At 44.1% G+C, this 20795-nt stretch carries 17 protein-coding genes and 2 tRNA genes; 1 reads left to right on the top strand and 18 read right to left on the bottom strand.

Features of this window, described 5'->3' with window-relative positions; all coding sequences use genetic code 11:
• Nucleotides 1-60: 60 nt before the first annotated feature.
• The 17 genes from H2O73_RS14390 to H2O73_RS14310 form a co-directional block, all read right to left on the bottom strand.
• Nucleotides 61-1500, bottom strand: coding sequence for a GumC family protein (locus tag H2O73_RS14390; RefSeq protein WP_182109559.1), 1440 nt, complete (start codon nucleotides 1498-1500; stop codon nucleotides 61-63).
• Complete coding sequence (locus H2O73_RS14385) at nucleotides 1497-2609, bottom strand: glycosyltransferase family protein (protein ID WP_182109558.1); 1113 nt, start codon at nucleotides 2607-2609, stop codon at nucleotides 1497-1499. The genes H2O73_RS14390 and H2O73_RS14385 overlap by 4 nt, the downstream gene beginning before the upstream one ends.
• Complete coding sequence (locus H2O73_RS14380; protein ID WP_182109557.1) at nucleotides 2602-3318, bottom strand: acyltransferase; 717 nt, start codon at nucleotides 3316-3318, stop codon at nucleotides 2602-2604. The genes H2O73_RS14385 and H2O73_RS14380 overlap by 8 nt, the downstream gene beginning before the upstream one ends.
• A 95-nt stretch (nucleotides 3319-3413) precedes the next feature.
• The gene (locus H2O73_RS14375; RefSeq protein WP_182109556.1) at nucleotides 3414-4790 is read right to left on the bottom strand and encodes an O-antigen ligase family protein; all 1377 of its coding nucleotides are present in this window, start codon (nucleotides 4788-4790) and stop codon (nucleotides 3414-3416) included.
• Complete coding sequence (locus tag H2O73_RS14370) at nucleotides 4787-6235, bottom strand: lipopolysaccharide biosynthesis protein (RefSeq protein ID WP_182109555.1); 1449 nt, start codon at nucleotides 6233-6235, stop codon at nucleotides 4787-4789. Before H2O73_RS14370 ends, H2O73_RS14375 begins: the two co-directional genes overlap by 4 nt.
• Nucleotides 6232-7488 carry a glycosyltransferase gene (locus H2O73_RS14365; protein ID WP_182109554.1) on the bottom strand — a complete coding sequence of 419 codons (1257 nt, stop codon included), beginning with the start codon at nucleotides 7486-7488 and terminating at the stop codon, nucleotides 6232-6234. The genes H2O73_RS14370 and H2O73_RS14365 overlap by 4 nt, the downstream gene beginning before the upstream one ends.
• Nucleotides 7460-8692: a glycosyltransferase gene (locus H2O73_RS14360; protein WP_182109553.1), complete on the bottom strand. Its 1233-nt coding sequence runs from the start codon at nucleotides 8690-8692 to the stop codon at nucleotides 7460-7462. Before H2O73_RS14360 ends, H2O73_RS14365 begins: the two co-directional genes overlap by 29 nt.
• A 149-nt stretch (nucleotides 8693-8841) precedes the next feature.
• The gene (locus H2O73_RS14355; protein WP_182109552.1) at nucleotides 8842-9870 is read right to left on the bottom strand and encodes a glycosyltransferase family 4 protein; all 1029 of its coding nucleotides are present in this window, start codon (nucleotides 9868-9870) and stop codon (nucleotides 8842-8844) included.
• Nucleotides 9871-9975: 105 nt separating this feature from the next.
• Nucleotides 9976-10668, bottom strand: coding sequence for a P-loop NTPase family protein (locus tag H2O73_RS14350; RefSeq protein ID WP_182109551.1), 693 nt, complete (start codon nucleotides 10666-10668; stop codon nucleotides 9976-9978).
• Nucleotides 10668-12737 carry an SLBB domain-containing protein gene (locus tag H2O73_RS14345; RefSeq protein ID WP_438696070.1) on the bottom strand — a complete coding sequence of 690 codons (2070 nt, stop codon included), beginning with the start codon at nucleotides 12735-12737 and terminating at the stop codon, nucleotides 10668-10670. Before H2O73_RS14345 ends, H2O73_RS14350 begins: the two co-directional genes overlap by 1 nt.
• A 13-nt stretch (nucleotides 12738-12750) precedes the next feature.
• The gene (locus H2O73_RS14340) at nucleotides 12751-13578 is read right to left on the bottom strand and encodes an OmpA family protein (RefSeq protein ID WP_246335928.1); all 828 of its coding nucleotides are present in this window, start codon (nucleotides 13576-13578) and stop codon (nucleotides 12751-12753) included.
• Between the two features lie 108 nt (nucleotides 13579-13686).
• A complete protein-coding gene (locus H2O73_RS14335) occupies nucleotides 13687-14001 on the bottom strand; it encodes an STAS domain-containing protein (RefSeq protein WP_182109548.1) in 315 nt (104 codons plus the stop codon).
• Between the two features lie 284 nt (nucleotides 14002-14285).
• Nucleotides 14286-14362: transfer RNA gene (locus H2O73_RS14330), tRNA-Val, on the bottom strand.
• A gap of 46 nt (nucleotides 14363-14408) precedes the next feature.
• A tRNA-Val gene (locus tag H2O73_RS14325) sits at nucleotides 14409-14485 on the bottom strand.
• A 153-nt stretch (nucleotides 14486-14638) separates the two neighbouring features.
• On the bottom strand, nucleotides 14639-15718 hold the full coding sequence (locus H2O73_RS14320) for a glycosyltransferase family protein (RefSeq protein WP_182109547.1): 1080 nt from the start codon (nucleotides 15716-15718) through the stop codon (nucleotides 14639-14641).
• Between the two features lie 396 nt (nucleotides 15719-16114).
• Nucleotides 16115-17569 carry a sigma-54-dependent transcriptional regulator gene (locus tag H2O73_RS14315; protein ID WP_182109546.1) on the bottom strand — a complete coding sequence of 485 codons (1455 nt, stop codon included), beginning with the start codon at nucleotides 17567-17569 and terminating at the stop codon, nucleotides 16115-16117.
• Nucleotides 17570-17707: 138 nt separating this feature from the next.
• Nucleotides 17708-18058 carry an Hpt domain-containing protein gene (locus H2O73_RS14310; RefSeq protein ID WP_246335926.1) on the bottom strand — a complete coding sequence of 117 codons (351 nt, stop codon included), beginning with the start codon at nucleotides 18056-18058 and terminating at the stop codon, nucleotides 17708-17710.
• A gap of 303 nt (nucleotides 18059-18361) precedes the next feature.
• Here H2O73_RS14310 and H2O73_RS14305 point away from each other — a divergent pair, with 303 nt between their 5' ends.
• Nucleotides 18362-19213 (top strand): DNA ligase, encoded by an 852-nt coding sequence (locus H2O73_RS14305; RefSeq protein WP_182109544.1) that lies wholly within the window; start codon nucleotides 18362-18364, stop codon nucleotides 19211-19213.
• Between the two features lie 90 nt (nucleotides 19214-19303).
• Here the strand turns inward: H2O73_RS14305 and H2O73_RS14300 are convergent, their stop codons facing one another.
• A complete protein-coding gene (locus tag H2O73_RS14300) occupies nucleotides 19304-20674 on the bottom strand; it encodes an MATE family efflux transporter (protein ID WP_182109543.1) in 1371 nt (456 codons plus the stop codon).
• Between the last annotated feature and the right edge of the window lie 121 nt (nucleotides 20675-20795).

Genomic DNA, 20795 nt, shown 5'->3' with positions numbered 1-20795 from the left:
TATTTTAAGTTTAAAAATCAATGTGTTACCTTGCTTTCTAGGTTGGAATTTACGTGTTTCCTAATTTGAGAATCGGTTTGATACGTTTGGGATGGTTGTGATGACATGTTGGTGGGTAATCGCGGTAATTTGCCCTGATGAGCGGATTGATGAATTACATAGTTCGAACATGAACGCAAAGCCAATGCCTAATGCCAATCCTCCAAATAACCCTGCGATGATGAATATATAAGAGGGTAGGTTTGCTGGTGTACTTGGTGTGTAGGGTAGATCAATGATTTTAACGCGTTTGTTTTGTTCAAAGATGCCTAATGATCCGGTTAACTGCGCCATTTCAAAACGTTGTAGCAATTCGTCATATAGCTGACGTTTCAACGTAGCATCACGCTCTAATCTGCGCATGGTTTTGGCGGTATTACCAAAGCTTTGTGCTTGTTGGGTAATTTCTTTAATCATTGCCTGTAAGCTCTTTGTCTCTTCAGATAAAGACTCATATCGCCCACGAACAAGCTGCAAACTATGCAGTTGAGTCACCAATAACGGTTGCACGTCATTGAGTTTGGAGTAGCTGGTGCTACTGGCAATATCCCATAACTGATCACTGCTGATGTTGGGTTGCTCGATAGTGAGTAACCGATTTCGCTCGTTTTCTAACCGAGTAAGTTCTCTTTTTTTCGCTTGTACAGAGCTGTGGTTATCTTTGTATTTGGCTTGAAGCAGGGTTAGTTGAGAGCGAATCTCAATGATCTGATCTTCTATTTTGCCAATAACAGGGTTGGTTTTGGAAAGTTGCTGATCGAGAGAACCCAAGCTCTTGGTTACACCCGCTAACTCCGCTTCTTTTTCTGCTAATGTTTGCTTGAGTATTGCCAGTTGCGTAAGGCTTTGTTGCTGCATTTCTGGAGTAACAGCTAAATGTCGATTGCGAAACTCAGCCAGAGCATTTTCAGCCTGTTCGAGTTCTTGACGTCGTTTTTCTATGTGAATGGTAAGAAACTCGCTTGAATCGCGAATAGAAGAGCGCTCTGGTGCGAGTAGCAGCTCGATAAAATGCTCACTGATTGAGCCGAGCAAAGGCTCTAACCCTGCAGCTTTGGGAGCTTTTAACTCGATGATTAAAAAGTCTTTCCCTTGCTGACTAACCGAAAGATTACTCGATAGCTGGTGGATAATTTGTTCACGTTGTTCTGTTGGCATGTTGTCGTTGATCAACCCTTGATCTTTGGCGACAGAATGTAAAATATGGCGACTTTTCAGTAGGGTACTTAAGTCAGTTAAGCGCTCTTTTAGCATGGTAGAAACCGCGATATCTTCAAGAAACGGATTCATTTTCGCCGTCTCTTGAATCAGCATACTGGTATGAGAGACATACACCGTTGGTGCTAGGTTGGCGACCAATAAGCCCACAAAGGGGAAGAGCAGCGTCGGTATGGCAATGATATAACGCTGACGCCATGCCGCATTCAATATTTGGATCATCCTTAACGGAAAATTGCTCATATCAGCTCCATGATTTGGCGAACCCATTGACTACGCGACTGCCAGCTTTCATCATTTACGATGCCACGAGGCAGGCGCTGTTCGGTGGCAGAGAGTTCAAGTGCCTTACACATTTCTTCTGCGTTGTTCACGACATTGATGTAACGTCGGTATGGAGATAGCGCAGGAAATGGTGTGGCAACGATGGGCGAGCCGACAGCTAAATACTCGCGCAACTTGAGAGGGTTGCAGGCTTGAATCTGTTGATTAAGTTTAAAAGGTAATAGACTGGCCTGCCAATGTTGGCTGTAGCTCGCTAATGTATGGTGAGGCTTGGCGCCTAAATAGTGAATGTTGCTGAGCTGCGCGAACGGCTGATAAGAAAGCTCGTTCGGTCCAATAAACACAAAGTCCCAATGAGGTAAATGGCTGGCAACATGATTGATAAGGTCATAATCAAGCCAGCTCGACAAGCTGCCATAAAAACCAGCAACGGGTTTGCCATTATTTGGCATGTCGGTTGCGCGTGGGGTTGGCGTATTAAACAGTGTGGTATCAACACCGTGTGGCAGATGCAGGGTCTTGCAATTGGGGAATTTACTTGCAATGGCTTCGCTAGCGGCAAAAATAACATTGGCTTTTTTGACCAATTTTTCTTCATGGGTGACCACGGTATGATGATCTACACCTGCAAGCGCGGAGAAATCGTCACCGCAGTAGTAAACAACGCCAGATTCATTGAGATAGCCACAAAGATCGGCAGCAGTAGGAAGAGAACACCATAAGATGGGCTCTTCGATTTGATGCTCACGTAGTATAGGCTGCAGTTGATGAAGCATCATAGCACGCGCTACATTGCGGCTTAATTGGCTGCTCGGTGCTGGAATTGTGCGTAAATTCACAACATGAATATGGCTAGGTTGAGACTTGGCGGCATTGAATATCGGTTGTGTACCACCGAGTAATTTGTTTATCGCACGAGTGCAATCATGTTTGGTTAAGCGTGGTTGGCGCAAACCAATCGAGTTTACCCAAATCACTTTGCGTATGTTGGGTAAATGTTTGACCAAATGCTGCGTACTTGATGGCAGCCCGCCGAAATCTTCGCCAAAAACAATCATATCACGCATCAGGCTGCTCCTTTAGATTACGGACCACACGAGCTGGATTACCAACGGCAACCACAAAATCAGGAAGATCTCGAGTGACAACGCTACCAGAACCAACCACAGTGCCTTCACCTATGGTGACATTCGGACAGACGGTAACATTGGTTCCTAACCACGCATTGCGTTTAATGATGATATCGCCAACGTCGCTATCGTCATCGGGCGCTCCGATTGCACGCTGCTCAGCATCAAGCGAATGCCCTGAATAACCAAATAGAAACGCACGACCAGCAATTCGAACGTTATCTTGCAATACAATTCGCTGACCAATAGCAAAAGTGCTCTGCCAGCCTACATCGACATTGTTACCGATTTCTAAACACGGTGATGCCGACTGAGTTCGACCGGTAAAAGTGGTTTGCCCTGAAATACGGCAATCGTCACCAACAACGATAGTTAGTGGACCGGCGATATAAGGCACACCACCATAGAGATATAGCCGCTTACCACACTGCATTAAACGCCCTTTAAACACGGGCGTATGGATAAGCAAGCGCAACAGTGTTTGCCAAAGCGTGGTGCTGCTTTGATACAAATAGCCCAATCCCACGTTAAACCAGCGTGGTGTGGGGATACCTTGAGCACGTGTACGCTTTAGCCAGTGAAATAAACTGCGATAGCGTGGGTTGGGGTGGTTTTGCAACCAAATCTTCAGAGTAGCAACTGACATAGTAACCCTCGATATGTATGGGATTGCTAGGATTACTTCATTTTATGTGCCAATTATATTTATTTACTAAAACAGTTACTTACATGGTCTTGTGATCATGTTTGATGATGATTTTTATTTTGAGAATCAATTTGGATGACGTGATGACACGCAATAGTGAGGGCTGCCAAAATGTAAATAGGCCAATTGAAACCTTGGGTTAAGAAGGTGCTAGAAACAATCGTCCCAACTAGACCAGCGAAAACGGCGTAGGTAATGGCGTGCATGTAAGGGGAGAATGTTGTTGGTGACGTTTCAAGTAATTGTATGCTTTTGCGGCAGGTGCGCAGCAAACAAACAATAAAGCAGGAGAATATAGCTAATCCGACAAATCCTGTTTCTGCCAGTACACCAAACCACGTACTGTGTACCGCATGATTTAATCCATCCCAATGAGGGGTGTAGTAGAAGTAATTAGCATAGAAATTATCGATACCGACACCGGTTAGCGGGCGTTCTAGTGCCATCTTGAATGCGGCTTCCCATGCATAGAGTCGCCCCATTGCTGAAGCATCAATGCCTTCTTCGGCGGCGCCACCAGATTGTCTATCAGACACCCCCGCCACCGCAAACAACACGATGGTGGCGACGATTCCAATTAAGAATAATAAGGTTTTTGAACGGATGTATTTCAGCCCAAACATGCCTAAAACCGCCACACAACCTAATAAGCCCCCGCGGCTTTGTGTTTCGATCACCGCTAAGAAAGCGGCGATAGTACAAATTAGCCCAAGAATTCGAACGATACCTAATGACTTGGTCATCATAAAACTAAATGAAAAAGCGAGGGGGAACATCAATACTAACGAGAGATCGTTAGGGTCACCCAGCATAGAGCCAAATTCGCGACCAATGGTCACTCTGCTTCCCTCGACTAGCCCAATACCATTAACTGAATTGTTGAGAGCAACAAAAGCCACGATTAACCCAGACCAAACGATGAGGAGAGAGAGTCGTTTTAAGTTGATTGAGGTGTTGACCAACCAAGGGATGATCAACGACATCAACATTATTTTCCAATACGTTGATTTGACATACTCAAGCGCAATACCTCGATTTGAAGCAAATAGAACCCCTAAAATCACGATTAACCAAAAGAGACTCATCCAAGAAAGAGCAGGGTGCCAATAAGGTTTCAGTTGTTTGGAGATCAACAGATGCCAACACAGCGCGCTTAATGAACCTAAAGACAGCAGTAGTGGAATTCTCAAATTGTATAAGACAGGCAGAGCTTCATGAATGCGGAAAAATGAGAACATAACGAACAAACTCACCATCCAGAAAGTTTGATTAATTACGAACAGTGCGCCCAAAGGCACAATGCTTAGCATGAAAATGAATCTTGGATTTGGTGAGAATAGCCATCCGGCGGCTATCAGTACGCTGACAGAAAGGATAATAAAAAGGTGAAAGCTTGGTGTGGCTTGTCTCATACGCTTAGCCTTTGTAGCACTTTGCGTACCTGTTGATAGGGAAAATCAATCAGTTTGTAGTTATGGGCAAAAGTCAGCAATAGGGCTATTTGACCTGCGGCAAAGAGTAGACTCATTATTGGTGAATTTATTGTCCAAGTTGTCGCGACAAATATCAGAGTAAGTACTAAAAACAGTACCATCCCACTTCCATGATAAGGCAAATGTGCCAAACGTTGGCTATAGAAAAGGATGACAGTGCAGCGAACGATTTGAGCGAAGGCGATACCACAACCAACCAGCCAAATTGAATAGTGTGGGTAGAGTTGAACAGCGATGGCGACCATGGTTAATGCCAGTAGGGTCACAGTAAGGTTGATGGTGAGCAGTTTTTTGGTCTGATGTGTTTTGAGTAGCCCAATGTTGCAAAGCTCAGTTAATTCTTTAAACAGCATTGCGACGGTGGCGATAGTGACCATTTTGGCTGCCAGCAGATACTGATCGGGCAGATAGAGCGTGATAAAGAGTTTTCCACCCCATACGACGAGTATGGTTAAAAGCGCTGCGTAAACCATCCCTATCTGGCTGATACTCGCCGTGAGCCGAGCTCCTCTGTTTTGCCAATACTCAAAGCGTTTCGGCATCCACCACATGTGGAATGGTTGCAGCAATATACCCACAGCCAAAGCAAACTTTAGGGCGATAGCGTATTGAGCAAGTAGTTCAATGCTGCCTGTTTGTACTAATATCCAACGCTCGCCACCATTTAAGCCAAAAGCAATCAATGCCGAACACATAATCGGCAAGCAATAGCGCAGATACAACTTAAGCTGATTGATACTTAATAGCTGCCAATTGAATTGGTTGTAATGATGCAAGATCATCAGCTGTACGAAGGCACAGAACACGCCCACCGCCAATACAGCAGTAACGCTTGGAATGGTATTGACCACGATCAGTACCAAACTGACTTGTAAAAAGGTACAAAACAGGCTGAGTTTAAAAAAAACTTCGGCTTTGTCTTGTAGCCGCAACCAAGCGAGGCTAATTTCCAATGCCGCTTGAATAGCTAACACACTGACCATCAACAGGATTTGGCTTTGAGTAAAGTAGGATGATGGCATGCTTAGCTGTAAAACCCTATCGATGAATCCATACACCATCGTGAGTAAAATGAGCAAACATATTGAGAGTAAGATGGCGCTACAATAGAGCTGATTGGTCATCAATTTGCGCTCAAACTTATCTTTGGCTACCGCAATAAATCGATATAAGTTTTCATGCATAGACAGTGAAACAAGCAGAGCAAAAAATACCTGTGTTACCGCAATAAGTTCCAATTGACCAATTTGCTCTACGCTTAAAAAATGTGTCATTACTGGCAGCGTAATGAGCGATGCCCCTTTTAGTAAAAGCAACGCCACGCCGTACAGTAGCATTTCACGTATTGCACCACCTTTACTCATAAATCCTTCTTAGCACTATTGAGTACGGAGCAAGAATCAGCGTCTGCAACGTCAGCACTTACCGTGTTGACTATGTTGAGATAGGTTTGTTCAGCACGATATTGCTGAGAAAAGCAATGAGCTTTTGTTTGAATCGCCACTAACTTTTGCTGGTTGTGATGCAGTTGCAAGATCACTCGACTCAACACGTTATGATCTTTTGCTGGATATTTTAGGCAGTTGACACCGTCGGTCAGCACTGTGTCCCAGTAACTGCCATCTTGTGGAATGATAACGCACATACCTGCCGCTAATGCTTCTAGAATCGATAGCCCAAAAGGCTCGTTTTCGCTGGTCGAGACAAAAATATTGCATTGGCGACGAATTTGGTCAAATTCGCATGGGTCGCGATACCAATCGGTATAACGCAGTGGTACAGGTGCCGTAGAGACTGACAAATTAGTTTGGGCAGGCTTGATAAAACAAATGGTACTAAACACAGGTTCTTGTTGATGGGCGGTACGCAATGCTTCGATAAATTGCTCTAATCCCTTCCATTTTAAAAGGGAAGCAGCCCAAAGGCAGCGTGGCAAAATAGTTTGGCTGCGACTTGGCCAATTTTGCTCAGAGATACCGTTAATAAATGGGATGAATTGGGCTTGTTGAAAATATTGGTTAGCCTCAAGCGTACTCTTTTCGACACAATGAGCCTCAACATCACTGTGCTTAGTATTGTCGTTCTTAGCATTATCGTTCTCAATATCATAGTGGTGTGCATAAAAGCGTTGCAGCGAATCCAAAAGACTTTGTTTTGTTGAGGGCAGGTAAAACACGTGCTGAGCTTGAGTTAAACACCAACCAATCGATCTTGAACAGGCGACGTTGCCGTGAATAAATTGAACAACTGGAACTTTGAATATCCGTTGTATCAAATAAATAGCCATATCAACCCCGGGTCCCGAGGCGCCAATTACGCGATGCGCTTTGGCTAAAAAAGATAAGCAAAATAGCAGTACGAGGGTGAAATAGAATTGGTTTAACCAGAAGAATAAACCTTGAACTTGCCGGCTCAACCATGGCACCGCTTTGATAGATATAATTCTAACACTATGTTGTTGAGCGAGTTGGCTATTGAGCCAGAAGGCTTTATCAATTGTGATGACGGTAAAACGAACCTTACTCTGATTGCATAAAGCTAGAGCCTCACTGGTTGCTATTTTAGACCCGCCTTTAAAAGGGATAGGATCAAATATGATATTGTGCTGGCGCATCATAATCACCTCCATTTTTTTGCTGGTTCGCAAACGCGGTTTTTAGCGGTTTGAAGCAGGCGTATAACGGTGGGAATGCCGCGCAAGGTTCATTGATTAAGCGTGTATACCGCTGTTCTATTTGGCTAACATAACGTTCGATATTGAACTGGTTAGTGATATGTTCTTTCGCTCTTTGTGCAATTTCACCACATTCTTGTGGATGATTACGGACGCAGCGCATCATATCGAGCAACGGAGCATAACCACAGTTTGGGTAGAGCAGAGCTGTCTCACCATGCTGGACTATTTCAGGTATACCACCTTCATACGGTGCGATAATGGGCAAATTAGCGATGGCGGCTTCTGCAATAACTAAACCAAATGCCTCTTCTCGAGCTGCACTGACAAAGGCATCGCAACCTTTTAACCAACCAATAACGTTGGTTTGCTCACCAACGAAATGAACGTAATGCTCAAGGTGTAGTGAACGAGTGAGTTCGATCAGTTCTCCTCTTTTTTCACCGTCGCCTATGACAACGAGGTGGCTATTTGGGTACTCCAATAACAAGTAGCGCAAGGCCGTGAGGATGCGATCGACGCCTTTACGATGGATCAACGAACCGACGGTGGCGTAGACAACCGCATCCTTATCGAGATGCAACCGCTGAATAACATTTACTTCTGGCTGCTTACTCAACTGCTCAACATCAATTCCGTTGTGCACGATAGTGAGCTGATCATTTGGATAACCATCTTGGCGTAAATTATGAGTAATCGCATTACTGGCTGTGATGATGTTGGGTGAAAGATGAAGCCCTAATGTGGCACGATCACGGCTAAGGTATTCGCTATGTAAGTGGGTGACCAAAGGGCATGAGCATATTCTGGCTACCAATGTCATCCACTGGCATGGTGCGGCGCTATTGACATGAATAAGGGCAATCTCTTTGCGTCGTATGATTTGCCTGCCTTTAGCGACAAGGTTTATCCAACTAATGACATCAAGCTGAGGTTTATGCCAGCCCAACAGCAGCGGAAAATCATCTTGGTAGCATTCGATTTTCTGCTGCTTAAGCTGCAGTGCGAGTTCTGCGTTATTTGTCCAGACTATCGGCTCAAATTGAGTGGTATCCAAATGAGAAATGAGATCCAGTAGGCAGCGTTCGCTTCCGCGGATCCAGTTGTCACCATAATGGACAAACAGTATTTTTTTATTATCTTTCACTAGCGAGCCCTCTGACAGAATGATTGAACATCAGAGACAATTGCAAACCTAGTGCCAAATAGCGGCGCGGATTTAACTGTTTGTTTTTAAAGGTTATATATTAAATCTTTGGGTATGCAGATGGGATTGATCTCAATTTGAGAATCAATTTAACAGTTGCTTGGCTCATAGAGTGATAGCAATTTGGGAATGATGGCTTGCTGTGAGTAGTGCTGGTGTATGCTCTTTAGCGCATTACCTCTAATAAATTGCTGTTCGTTTGCAGACAACGAAAACCATAACGTTAGACACTCCTTAAGTTGCTGTTCGTTTTGGGCGATAAAACCATTGTGCTGGTGGTCAATAAGTTGTGGCATTTCACCTACAGCCGTTGAAATGACCACAATACCGCGGGACATCGCCTCCAATGCGACCATCGGTAAGCCTTCATAATGGGAACAGATCATCAGTAATGATATGTTTGGCCAAACGGTCGACATGTCAGCTTGGTGACCGTGAAAGTGAACATTGCCTGTGGCGGTTTCTTGAAGAGAGTGGGCGAGATTACCTGTGCCGTATACATGAAATAGTTGCTTGGGGAATTGCTTTGCGAGCTGTACAAAACGCTCTGGTGCTTTTTCAGCGCTTAATCGACCGACAAACGCAATGTTCTCACCATGAGATAAACCTAGCTTGTCGACATCAATGAAGTTCTCTAAGTAATGTGTCTGTGTGGGCACTTTTTTACCAATAGCACGGCTAACAGTCAGTGCATGGTTTGCAATGCCAGCGGAGACTCTATCTAACCAGTCATAAAGACGAACGCGGCCTTTAGGCGTTTCGCCAGCATGATAAGTCGAAATGAGCTTGGTACCGGTGATTAGTTTGGCAATTTTTGCCACGAGGTTTGCCTTATAACCATGGGCGTGTAGAGCAATTGGCAATTGGGTTTGGACAAATTGAATCAGGTTTTGAATCGCTCGGCAGGTGTTGCTACCAAGATATTGATACGGAACCCCAAGTGTTTCGAGCTTTTCACAAAGAGGTGAGGGCACATCGTATTGAGTGATCAACCAAACTTTTACGGGTTGGTTGTGTGTTAACAGACCAGCGGCAAGCTGCAAAACATGAGTTTCTATTCCACCAAATTGGCGGCTATCAATAATTAGCCAAACTTCATTCCCGCGATGGTTTTTCATAATTCATCCAAATTGTAATTCCGACTTTAATTCTGGTTTTCATCCTGTTTATGGCTACGGTTAATCACCAAATTCATTACTCTTTAAATGGTGGATGGGAACAGACTAGGCGATAGTGGATAACCACTGATTTTTAAGAATTTGTTGGCTCAATGCGTTACGTAATCTGGCGGGTAAGAGTTTGAAACGGTTAAGCTCACGCACCATTTCTTCACCCAATGTTGCTTGACGCATGTTATTCAATACCATGCCAATGTTATTAGAATGGTTTCTCAATAGCAGTTCATGTGCTTGCTCTAACTGAGACTCGGTCGTTTTCCCGCCCAGCACGACCATAAGAGTGTGCTCGCACGCACTGGAGACACTTTGCGCGGGAATATTGCCGCGATTAACTTGCAGCAGTGGCGATGTGTCGATGACGACACGATCAAATTCTTGTAGCCAAGAATGGATTTGCTGAGTAAGGAATTGTGGGCTTCGATAGTTAACAATCACACTGGGGTGCTGCGGTAGGGCTACGCCGGTAAATAAGCGGTGAGTATTGATAGGTTGTAGCCAATGCACCTCAGATTCAGTATTAACTTGATCAAATGATATAGCCTCAAACCCAGATTTGAATAGGTTTAAGTCAACCAACAGGGTGGCGTATCCTGCCAATAATAGACGCTCTGTAAGTGCGGTTGCAATTGATGTGACGCCGTCACCTGAGTGGCAAGCCGTCACACAAATTGACCGCGAAGCGTTTGCTTCCACGGCAAGGTAGATTTGCTCTATTTCATTGTGTGTAGCAGGGATCATCACAGCGCTCCAATTAATACTATGGTCGTGGTTAATCGCAAGATGTCTTCTAAGCCGACACGCGCTTTTTCAAGCAAGCTATCGCGTCGGTCGGGTACATAGATAGTGTCACCGGCTCGTAATACTGGTAACTGATATATGTTGGCGGTTTTACTGAACTCAATTAAATCAAAGGTGCGCGCTTGTCCTTGGCAGCAAGACAAATTCACGACAGAGATCTTTTCTAAATAAGCGTTATCACTCGGTCCACCTGCCTCTGCAATAATATCGAGAATGGTCATGTTGTCGTTGAACACATAACGACCGGGTTTATTCACGGCGCCAAGAATTCTCACAGTGGATTCTTTTGAACGGTCGAGCCAAATTTTGTCTTTTTCAGGGATATAAATAGTGTCGCCCATGGTGACATTCGGCAGTAATGATTCATCGCCTGTTTCGAAGTAAAGTGATAAGTTCAGCTTACTCACTTTGGAGTAGCTTTTATCTCTATGGGTAATGCGAATATTATGGATATCGGCATCTTTAGTCGGTCCATCTGCCGCAGATAAGATGTCGAGAAAATGCATCTGCTTGGTGAATCGATAGCGGCCGGGCGCGTTGACTTGTCCAAATACATAGATTGAAGCATCAGAACTTTGCCTCACCCATTGAGATTTGTTATCTGAAGGGTCTTGGGGGAGGTCGTGAATTCGAACGATTGAGCCAGCACTGATCTGCGGTAGTTCATAGCTTGGCGCCCCTTTGATAATAAATTCGTCAAGGTTGAAGGTATGCAGTTTACCGTTACTGGTGACGACTTCTATCTTGGTTGTATCGGCACGTAGCGTCGGTCCGCCTACATGGGCGAGCAAATCCATCAGATCCATTTCATCTGACCATTCAATACGTCCGGGACGCACCACCTCACCAATTACGCTGACGGCGCGATCGGGTGCAATCTTCAGCCAAGACTTTTCATTCATGTCCGTTTTCTCAGGCACAAAAATAGCGTCACCCGGAGCGATGGGTGGTGGCTTATGCCCGGTCAATCCTTCGGTATAAGCGGTCAGGTCAAACTTGATTACTTTACCATTCGCTTTGATGAGGCGTATTTGTCGAGACTCAGCAAAGCGTGTCGGACCGCCAGCATTGGCGAGAATATCCATGAATGAGGCGCCTCTTTTACCTTCGTAGGCGCCGGGGCTGGCGACTTCACCCATGATATAAACGATGTTTGCACCAGCTTTGATTTCTTCTTCTTGTTTAGGAACGAAGATAGTTGTCCCTTCGGAGAGTGTCGGTAGGTGGGAGGCATCACCACTGTCTAAATAATGTTTGAGATTAACCAGTATCGGTGTGTTGTTACTGATCACGCGAATTTGCTCTACTGAAGCATAGCGAGTGACACCACCGGCGCGCATCAATACATCGACCAAGTTAGTACCAGGTTTAAAGGAAAATGAACCGGGTGCATTTACCTCGCCAAAAACTTTCACCGCGGTACGGCTGTCAGCACTGTCACCCGCATTGGCTTGCTTTGCGGCGTCAAATTGCTGCTCAATGTTTCCCACTAAAGGAGAAGCAGGCACAAATAAGCTATCAAGTGATTGCAATGAAGGGAGTAGTGACTCATCGCCACTATCCAAAAAGCCTTTGTAATTAAAAGGAATTTTTTCTTTGCCGCGTTTGATCATCATATTGTCGAGCTGCGCACCTGCGCGCAAGCCACCGGCTGCGTGCAATGCGGTTTGAATATCGGCATTTTGCGGCAGTGTGTATTCGCCAGGTGACTCAACATAGCCTTGGACGGAAATTAGAAGTTGTTGCTCGGCAATATAAATATTTGCAGAGGAGAGATCTCGGTAAACAGAGCCAAGTGCCGTTAATAGTGTTTCCGATAGTTGCTCTTCCGTGTAACCCGCTACGTAGACCGTTCCTATTTCTGGTAAGTTTATCCGTCCTCGCTTATCAACTTGAAACCCCTGGTTTAGGGTATCTTCTCCGGGTAGGTTAACTTGGATTAAATCACCAATCTGCACTCTTGTTACTTCGGTCTCAGCAAAAGCAAAGGGCGTCAATAGAAGTGCCATAAGTAACCAACGATTAATCATACGCATGGTAGCCTCCTTGGCGGTTTTGCTCTCCTAGTTCTTGAGTGGCAATGACTTCAATACTGACTCGGCGATTGGTCAATCTTGTGCCTTCGCTAACACCTTCGTATAGCGGTAATGTATCTCCAAGAGATTGAGTGGCTATTCGGTTTGGTTCTAATCCAAAAATGATTAAGTAGCGTTTGACTTGCTTAGCTCGGTCCATCGCCAGCTTTTTATTGTATTGCTCACCTCCGTTGGCGTCGGCATGTCCCGTAACTGATAAATTGAGGCTAGGCTCTTCGCGTAGAATATTCGCCGCGCGAGCAAGGTGACCCATGTACTTAGGGTTCACTTCTGTCGAGTTGAAAGCAAACTGGTTGTCGATATTGAGCAAATCAAACAGCTGATCAATGACCGCAAGCTGTTGTCGGAAAGTGTTTTCGTTAAGAGGAGGGACACAGTTTGCTTGCGAAGTGACATAGTCTAGCTGGCGTTCTAGCTCACCTAAGCGCTTGCGTTGAATAACTAAGTCATTGGCAGCATCAAGTAACAAGCCACCTTCAAGTTCGCGAGCGATACGGTTTTGCTTTTCAAGCGCTTGTACGACGGCTGCAGGGAAGCACCAACGAGCGCCTTCACGGATTAACGAATCAAGATGAAGTTTGGTTAACTGCCAGTCGAATCGCAGACCATGCTCAGGACCAAGCGGCTCGTCAGGCATAACGGGGGTGAAGCTATTATCTATATGTTGTTCTGCTAATCCGCCACGACTCTCGGGTGGGTAACTAGTACAGCCGAACAAAGTTGAAGCAAACAATAACAAGCATATTAAATGCAAAGTACTCAACTTAATCGATGGTATTCGATCGTTCCGTGTATTTGTTTCGCTCGTGAGAGCCTGTTCCTTGTGTGCTCCAACCATGCCGACGATCCTTTATTATTAGTATTAATAAGAGTTCACTGGAATCGCTTTATCTATACGCAGAAGGCAGATGATTTCAAGAGGTTGCCCAGTGACATGTTCAATTCGCATGCTGCGTTGCTTTTCAACTAGTCTCTTATATAAATACACTAGTGCACCAACACCCGAAGGATCAAGAAATCGGACGTTACTAAAGTCGACTTCCACTTCATTATGGCTTTGATTTGCAATTATATCGTCTATTTGAGGTTGAGCGCTTCGGCTACCATCTGCATCCAAATTGCCATTAATAACCAGCTTTAATGTTGTGCCATTGGTTTCGATTTTATGTAGTTCCATAACCATCCTCCTCAGTAATCACAATCATTCATACACAGAACGTGCCAAAGTGATAATTTGTTTAATTACAATAAGATAGGGAGGTGGATTGTTGTAATTGTTAGGGCTTAAATGCAGTTTCTCAAATTGAGAATCAAAAATATAAGGTAAAAGAATGAGCGAGGAAGTGAAAACAGCGCATGTAAGAATGGATTGAGATAAAGGGCGACAGTACAAAAGTAAAACGTCTAGATACAACAAAGCCCGCATAAAGCGGGCTTTGTGTTTGTTCATAAGAACGAATATGGTGGATCCGGGCGAACTCGAATCGCCGACCCCCGCCATGTCAAGGCGGTACTCTAACCAACTGAGCTACGGATCCAGATTGTTCTCTGCATCGCTAATTGAATAGCTATGCGTTTCAGGGATGGTGGGTCCGACCAGATTCGAACTGGTGACCCCTACCATGTCAAGGTAGTACTCTAACCAACTGAGCTACGGACCCATACCTTGAGAACGAGATGGATATTACCCACTGTTGTTTGAGGGTGCAAGAGTAATTTCGTGGTTTTTGAATCGTTTGCCGCTGTTGTGCGCTGTTTGCTTGAATTTTATTCTATTCGCGTATCAAAACGAGGCTTTACTCACATTCGCGTTTTTAAAGGCTATCAAGAATACGACTAACAAACTGGCTTCTTACTTGCCAACTTTCACTTATCACCAGATCACTGGGCGTTCTTTGTTCATAAATAGCTAGCTTTAATGCCTCACTCATCTCATGAGCGCTTTCTACGACATTAATATATTTATTATACGAACTGACACAAGATGCTGAAGTCGTCACTATAGGGGCACCTACAGCTAAGTACTCTAGTAACGTCGTTGCTACTCTTCGAGGAATAATCGCATCTTTTTTGTATGGCAATAAGCTGACTTGCCAGTGTTGGCTGTATCTCGGCAGTTCATAATGAGGCTTAGGTCCAAGGTAATGGATGTTATTTAGCTTTGGTAGTGGGTAATTTGAAAACGTGTTTTTACCTAAAAAAACGAAATTCCAAGTTGGTAAGTTAAGCGCAGTGTAAAACAACAACTGATAGTCAATCTTGCTATCTAAATCGCCATAAAAACCAGCGATAGGCTTATCTTGTTTAGGCATGTCAGATGCAATGAGAGCGGGTTTGCAAAAAAGCTCTGTGTCTACGGCTTGCGGCAATAAAAGTGTTTTATTGCGCGGGAAACGAGAGCAGATAATGTCGTTTGAACCAAAAATGACGTTGGCATTGCGAACCATGGTCTGCTCTTGTTCAAACGCTAGTTGAGAACGAGCGTCAGATTCATCATCACAATAATAAACCAATGACGAGCCAGTAAGGTGAGGTTGGAGATCGGCAATGTACAGTTCAGAAGTCCAAATGATCGGTGCTGAGATCTGCTGTGTTTTCAATACCGGTTTCAGTACATTCAAAATACGTTGTATGGCATCTTGACGGTCTCTAGGCGAATGAATGTAAGGAACTTGGTTCACTTGCAGGAAAATATGCCGACGCTGGGCGGTATTCAAGCGGTGTTGAACAGGGGCGTCCAGCGAAACTTGATTGGAGGCAGAGTAGGGAGTCTTTGTTTGATGTTGAATATCAACCCATATAACACGCCCAATATTGCGCAAGCATTTAATTAAATGCTGAGAGCTAGTGGAATAATTGTCATTGTGGCTACCAATAATGATCATATCACGCATAACGGCCTCCTTTTACTAAGGATGAAGACGCATTGATAGTGTGGGGGAGTTTTAAAAAGTTGTAATGGTGAGCGCCGCTCTTTTTATCCATCCTCTCAATGATGAGAGAGTGATTCATTGATAAGAATGCTAATAGTGTATTTTTGAATAATAGGGAGTGAATAGCGAAATAGCATGCGATGTCGTTGATTGTTTGATTTGGCATGTAGAGCTCCATCTAGCAACTGATAAAGCTCTACTTTCATAATGCGTGCCAAAAAAATAATTGTTATTTAACAGGTGGTTATCTTTTTAGTCTTACTAAAAATAACGTAATTTTCATTTTGAGACTTATTTTGCATAAGTTTGTGCTTAAGTTTCTGCGCAAGGTATTAGTGCAAAAAGTCAGCACAGAGCTTACTTGAGTACGTAATCATCATTGGTGTCGCTGCTGGCTTCCCATGCTTGTTTCTTCCGGTAAACTGTCGATGCGCTTAATTCAAGTAACACCGCTGCATTAAGTACATTGCCGTCACAGTACTCAATCGCTTGTTGGATGACTTCTCGTTCCACTTGCCACATAGGTTTGATCTCATTTTGAGCGGGTAGAGAAGGTGATGATGGCGTGCCTAACGATTCAACTTCTTTCGATTGAGATGGTACAAGGTTGCTGTGCTGCTTTATCTGTCCAGCGGTATTGTCTTTTGATTTAAATTGATTGGGCAAATGAATCAGTGACAGTTTTCGCTCATCATTAAGTACGACAATGTTGCGTATGATGTTTTGAAGTTGTCGAACATTACCAGGCCATTTATAGCTTTTCAGCGCTGATTCAGCATCATGGCTGATGGAAGTAAACTGTTTACCATCTTCTTTGGCATACTGAAGCAAAAAGTGCTTAGCTAGCGTGACAATGTCACTCCCGCGTTCTCTCAGTGGTGGCATTTCAACGGGTACTACATGGACACGATAGTACAAGTCTTCCCTAAAGCGACCTTCTTCCACTTCTTGTAATGGATCGCGGTTTGTTGCACAAATTATTCGAACATCGACTTTGTGTTCTGAGCTTGCGCCCAATGGCGAAAATGTCCCGGTTTGTAGAAAACGCAGAAGCTTTTTCTGCATTTCTAGTTCCATTTCGCATAACTCATCTAAGAATAATGTCCCACCGTTTGCGAGGGTTGCGGCTCCTTTTCTGTCGGCGGTTGCGCCAGTAAATGCCCCTTTTACATGACCAAATATTTCACTTTCCATCAGGTCTTTTGGAATAGCGCCGCAGTTAATTGCAATGAAAGGCTTGTCATGGCGTTTGCTTTCTTTGTGAATCGCTTCTGCGCACACCTCTTTCCCTGTGCCACTTTCACCGATAATGAACACACTGGCTGACGTGGGGGCAACGGAATCAATGATTTTGTACACTCCTTGCATGGGGAGGCTGCTACCAATAAAGCCATGGAATCGGTTTCGGTCGAATTTTTGTTCAATATCTTCAACAAGGTTTTCGAGCTTTGTACGTTGCAAATGCAGGTTGATAGACGTTTTTAAACGTCCCGCTTTTATTGGTTTCTCAAGAAAATCTTTCGCCCCTTTTTGCAACAGGCTTACAGCAACATCGATTGAACCGTGCGCCGTTGCAACGATAACGGAAGAGGGAATCTGATGCTCTACCAGCCAGTCTAGAATTTGCTCACCTGGCAAGTCGGGAAGCTTCAAGTCAAGAATAATGAGTTGGGGAGTTTCGCGCTCGATGAACCTCATCGCTTCTTCACCCGTCTCAACGTGATAAAAATCATAGGGTTCATCTTTAACATATTGTTTATAGAGCGTAGCCAGTGATTTGGAGTCTTCTATCAAAAGTACTTTGGCTTTCATTGATGTTCTCCCTACGAGTGACGTTGTATGCTTTTTTTTATAATGCAACTAATACGTTGTTGTCTGTTCTGTTGCTGAAATTGTGCAACGATGCTTCGCTATTGCTTTAAATGATGAGCAAATAGAACCGTGATAGTGCTAAAATCCTTGTGATTTTCGGTTGATGATGGCTTCAAGCGATGAGCTAGCTAAGAGGACAAATTCTTCGTGATAGCTTAACGCAGCCTCTTGCTTGGCATCGAGACACAGATGTTCGATTTTCCGAGCGAGCAAAGAAAGTGCACGATTTCCCAGTGCCAATGCTGAACTGCTAAGCGCATGGCTCTCAAATTCAAGGACTTCATAATCTTGCTGAGAAAACGCATGTTTAATATTTTGCACGCGCTGCTGAGTTTCTTCGATGTATTCATCAATTAGCATGGGCATCACTTCTGCGGATGTATCTTCAATCATCTGCTGGATGGTCTCTTCATCTACAAGGTCAATCATGAGCATTAATCCCTTAATCTAGCGGCGTACGTGTTAATCATTACATCAAACTTGTTAAAGTAAAAGTAACAAATTACGCCAGTGCTGAAATTATGATTTTGTCTATATTAAAGAATAGATCAATTTTTTCAGTTAGTTGTGTGAATAGTGGTGGTGACGAAATAAAACGCATCATGTTATCAACGTGATTTGAAAAACAAGGTTTTTTGAGAGTGACTCGAGGTTAGATTCATACTCTGTCTCATTCTACTTGCGATAACTTAGATCTTCATCTGGGATGATTGTTAGATTTAGGAGCAAGTTTTGCAGTTTAAATTGACGGTATTAGCCAGTAGCTTGTTGATTGCCTTACATGCCAATGGTGATATACAAGACAACCAGCACGATGTTATTCCTGTTGTATTAGCTCACAGCTATCACCAGGGCATCAATGTTGCAGAGTATTGGCAAAGTGAAAAGTTAGACGGAATTCGCGCTGTTTGGGATGGAAAACAACTCAAAACTCGAAATGGTCGGCATATTCATGTGCCGAAATGGTTTAGTGCGGACTTGCCTGAATACCCTGTTGAGGGTGAGCTTTGGGCAGGGCGCGGGAACTTTCATGTCGTGCAGCAAACAGTTTTAGACCATAACCCCGTTGATGAAGCTTGGCGAAAGATCCGTTTTATGCTGTTCGATTTGCCTCATGCCGCTGGTGACTATTCTAAACGCTATTACAATTTGATTTATCTCGTTGAGCAAATACAGCAAGCCCATATTCAGTATATTGAACATAGTGTGATTCAATCTGAACAGGAGCTGTTTGGCTATCTAGATAGTGTGGATAATTCCAATGGTGAGGGAATTATGCTGCGAAGAATCTCAAGCCATTACCAAGCTGGGCGTAGTTCTGATTTACTCAAATTAAAGCATCATCAAGATGATGAAGCCGTGGTGATTGGATACAAAGTCGGGACAGGCAAATATAAAGGGATGTTGGGAGCAGTCTTGGTGGAATGGCGGGGTGGAAAACAGTTCTACATTGGCAGTGGTTTTACCGATCAACAGCGGAAGCAACCGCCACTCATTGGAGCAACCATTACCTTTCGTCATAATGGTTTTACAAGTAGAGACTTGCCGAAATTTGCTCGTTATGTGCGAACTCGCGTGGAGTAGAGCGCAGCTATGATTAATAGGCAGTATTAACGCAATAAAAAAGGTCAGCATTGCTGACCTAATTTGACTTAACTTGAGCTAAGCTGAGGGTTATCTTTCCAAAGAACTTAACTGAAACTCCTCAGGCTGCTTATGCATCCAATGTAAGCGTATGCCCAACATCAGTGCTGCAGAGGATAGACCCGTTAGGAACCCGTACCAAAAACCATGAACGCCTAGTGGCTCCACGATCCAGTCAGTCATACCAAGAATGTATCCGCTTGGTAAGCCAATCACCCAATATGCAATGAAGGTTCGCTTAAAAATCGCCGCCATATCTTTGTATCCACGAAGTGCGGCCGCCGCTACCACTTGAATCGCATCAGTACATTGGTAGATAGCTGCTAGCATCAACAACTGTAACGCAATTGCGATAACTTCAGGGTTGTTGGTATAAAGCAGTGCGATATGATCACGCATGATAATCGTGAAAGAGGCAGTGAATAATGCCATGCCAAACGCCACTAGCAAACCCACATGAGAAGCCACTTTGGCTTTATCAACGTCATTCTCACCCAAGCGATATCCGACACGGATACTGGTCGCTACGCCAATACTCATTGGCAACATAAAGACTAAAGATGAGAAGTTAATTGCGACTTGGTGTGCAGCAACAACCATTGGACCTAGAGGAGCGATCAGAAGGGCTACCACGGCAAATAGAGTGACTTCGAAAAACAATGCTGCAGCGACCGGAAAGCCCAATTTAAAGAGCCGAATCTGAGCTGAAAAATCAGGTTTGTGGAAGACTTCAAATAACTTGATATAAGCAACGCGTTTAGCCGTGAGTACATACAGCAACATCAGACTGAGCATTAGCCAATAAACGATGGCTGTTGCAATACCACAACCAACACCGCCTAACGCTGGCGCACCGAACTTACCGTAAACAAAGATCCAGTTAAGTGGAATATTGAACAGTAGACCAACAAAGCCGATAAACATCGCCGGTTTAGTCAGAGATAGACCGTCAGTAAAGCAACGTAAGGCTTGAAATAATAGATAGGCAGGTACAGCAAACATAACGGCATTCATATAGCCGATAGTCTTACTTGCCATTGTCGTTTCGATATCCATCAACTGCAATATGAATTGTGTTTGAAACAGAACCCCAATGATTGGAATAGAGATCAACAGCGCCATATAGATGCCTTGCTGCACTTCAAATGGAATTTTTGTATATCGAGCCGAACCATTGAGTTGTGCGACAACTGGCACTAACGCCATCAATAGTCCAACACCGAAGAGAATGGAAGGTAGCCAGATGCTTGAAGCGATGGAGACCGCTGCCATATCGGTCGCGCTAACACCACCAGCCATTACAGTGTCAACAAAACTCATCCCAGTTTGTGCAACAGAGGCAATAAGTACAGGGGTTGCGAGTTTGATCAGCGTATTGGCTTCTTGTTTATAACGATGCACGGAAAAACTCCAAAAGGGGGGTAAAGAACAGCGTAATCTTAAATGTGGTGCTTTGAGAGCCAGCGCATTATACAGAAACTATTCGAATCGTCTTTTGTTTTAAGTTAGTTTAATGAATAAC

It is taken from the genome of Vibrio marinisediminis (assembly GCF_014050145.1).
In the GTDB taxonomy this organism is placed as follows: Bacteria; Pseudomonadota; Gammaproteobacteria; order Enterobacterales; family Vibrionaceae; genus Vibrio; species Vibrio marinisediminis.
Note: the sequence above shows the minus strand (reverse complement) of the source record. Positions and strands in the feature narration are given on the sequence as shown.